This window comes from Streptomyces sp. NPDC020362 (assembly GCF_040642095.1).
Lineage (GTDB): Bacteria > Actinomycetota > Actinomycetes > Streptomycetales > Streptomycetaceae > Streptomyces.
On the sequence record NZ_JBFAET010000446.1, the window covers coordinates 1 to 2,255 of the forward strand.

2 protein-coding genes are annotated in these 2,255 nt (G+C 74.3%); both read left to right on the forward strand.

What is annotated here, in order from left to right; genetic code table 11:
• A partial coding sequence (locus AB0H32_RS48035; RefSeq protein WP_361135986.1) for a class I adenylate-forming enzyme family protein occupies positions 1–1,001 on the forward strand: 1,001 nt, incomplete at its 5' end.
• Positions 998–1,771 (forward strand): glycosyltransferase, encoded by a 774-nt coding sequence (locus AB0H32_RS48040; RefSeq protein ID WP_361135989.1) that lies wholly within the window; start codon positions 998–1,000, stop codon positions 1,769–1,771. The genes AB0H32_RS48035 and AB0H32_RS48040, both read left to right, overlap by 4 nt.
• Positions 1,772–2,255: the final 484 nt, after the last annotated feature.

Here is a 2,255-nt window from a genome sequence, read left to right on the forward strand (position 1 = left end):
TGAACCTGCCGCGGCCCGCCGACGAGGACGGCGACGCCGTCATCGTGTTCACCTCGGGCACCACGGCGCGGCCACGCGCGGTGGTGCACTCCCGGTCCTCGCTCGCCGCAGGCATGGCCGCGGTGGCCGGACTGGTCCGGCCCGAGGCCGGGCGGCCGGTCCTCGGCGGAACCTTCTTCGTCCTCGTACCGTCTCTCGTGAACGGCGCGCCGGTCGCGCTGCCCGCCCGCTCTCCGCGCGTCCTGGCCCGGCAGCTGGGCCGGCTCGACCCGCAGTCCACCTACCTGACGCCGCCGCAGCTCAGGCTGGCGCTGGCGGAGGGCGCCCGCTTCTCGGGGCGGGTGTGGACGGGGTCGGCTCCGGCCAGTGCCGACCTGCTCACCCGCGTGAAGCAGGCGGGGGCCGAGGAGGCATGGGGTGTCTACGCACTGACCGAGCTGTTCCCCGCCGCGGCCGTCGAACAGGGCGACAAGGCCGCCTTCACGGGAGAGGGCGACCTGGTGGGCGCAGCACTGCCCGGCGTGCTGGCCAAGACGGACGCGTCCGGCGAACTGCTGCTGTCAGGCCCGGCCGCCCGCGACCGCTACCTGGGCGAGGACCCGGACCCGTGGGTTGCCACCGGCGACCGGGCACGCCTCGAAGGCGGCCGGATCGTGCTGGAAGGGCGCCGCAAGGACATGGTGCTGCGGCACGCGGAGAACATCTACCCGGGGCTGTACGAGCCCGCGCTGCACGTACCGGGCGCCGAGCTGGCCCTGCTGGTCGGCGTTCCGGCCGGCGACGGCGACGAGCGCCTGGTCGCCGTCGTACAGCCGGGCCGGGGAGCCGACCGGGACGCACTACGGGCTGCTCTGGCCGGCCCGCTGGAACGGATGGGTTCCGCCCGGCCGGACTCGGTGCTGCTGGCCGACATCCCACTGTCCGGCCGCTCCTTGAAGCCCGATCGTGCCGCCACCGCCCGGCTCGCCGCCGGCCGCCTCGCGGACGGGAGGCGACCATGACCGCGCCGGGCGACGCGCCGTTGTGGGCCGTGGTGCCCGCCTACAACGAAGAGGCCGGCATCGAGGCAACCCTCGCCGCGCTCGCCTCCCAGACCGACACCGGATTCACTCTGGTCGTCGTCGACAACGCCTCCACCGACACCACCGCCGACCTCGTGCGCCGCTTCGCCGCCACGGCGCCGCTGCCCGTGCATCTCGTCAGCGAGGACGAGCCGGGCACCGGAGCCGCCGCCGACACGGGATTCCGGTACGCCATCGGGCAGGGCGCCCAACTGCTCGTGCGCACGGACGCCGACTGTCTGCCCGGCGGCGACTGGATCGCCGCGGCACGCGCGGAGTTCGCCCGCGGGACGGAGATGGCCTGCGGCCGGAGCCTTCCACGGGTGGACGAGAACCCCACGTTCGCCGAGCGGTACCTGCTTCCGTCGGTGACGCGGGCGACCGCGTTGTACGGGCGCTACCGCAGGGCACACCGTCACCCGCGCTACCGCGCGCCCTACGTGCTGTGCCACGGTCACAACCTCGCCATCACGGCCGCCCTGTACCTGCGCTGCGGGGGCACGCCCCGTATCCCGCTGGAAGGGCCGCCGGAGGACGTCGGCCTTCTCAACCGGGCTCGCGAGCACAGCGACCGGATCGCCCGGGCCGAGCGGATGGTGGTGCACACCAGCCTGCGCCGCCTGCGGGCATGGGGGGCCCGCCGAACCCTGCTGTGGTGCTGGGACCGCCGCTACCGCCCCGCCGACATGACAGAGGTGCACGTCCGATGACCCCCACCGACTCCGCGGCTGTTCCTGGCCCCACCACGCCGTCGGCCTTCTCCTGTCCCACAACGAGGTCGGCCTTCTCCCGCTCCACCGGATCCGGGACTGTTCCTGGCCCTGCCACGCCGTCGGCCTTCGACGGTCCTGCGACGAGGTCGACCTTCTCCCGCTCCACCAACTCCGCGGCGGTCCCCGGCCCTGCGACGCCGTCGACGTCCTCCGGCTCTGTGACGCCGTCGGCTTTCTCCGGTTCCATCAACTCCGCGGCGGTCCGCGGCCCTGTGACGCCGTCGACGTCCTCTGGCCCTGCGACGCCGTCGATTTCCTCCGGCTCTGTGACGCCGTCGGCTTTCTCCGGTTCCATCAACTCCGCGGCCGTCCCCGGCCCCGCCACGTCGTCGGCCTGTTCCGGTCCCTCCATGCCGCCGGACGTCCCCGGTGCCACCGCACCGCCGGCCGTTCCCGGCCCCAGCGCGCCCGCATTCCGTGC

Bases quoted from the DNA above. Each gene is read 5' to 3' on its own strand.
- AB0H32_RS48040 (WP_361135989.1), top strand. From the start codon at position 998: ATGACCGCGCCGGGCGACGCGCCGTTGTGGGCCGTGGTGCCCGCCTAC.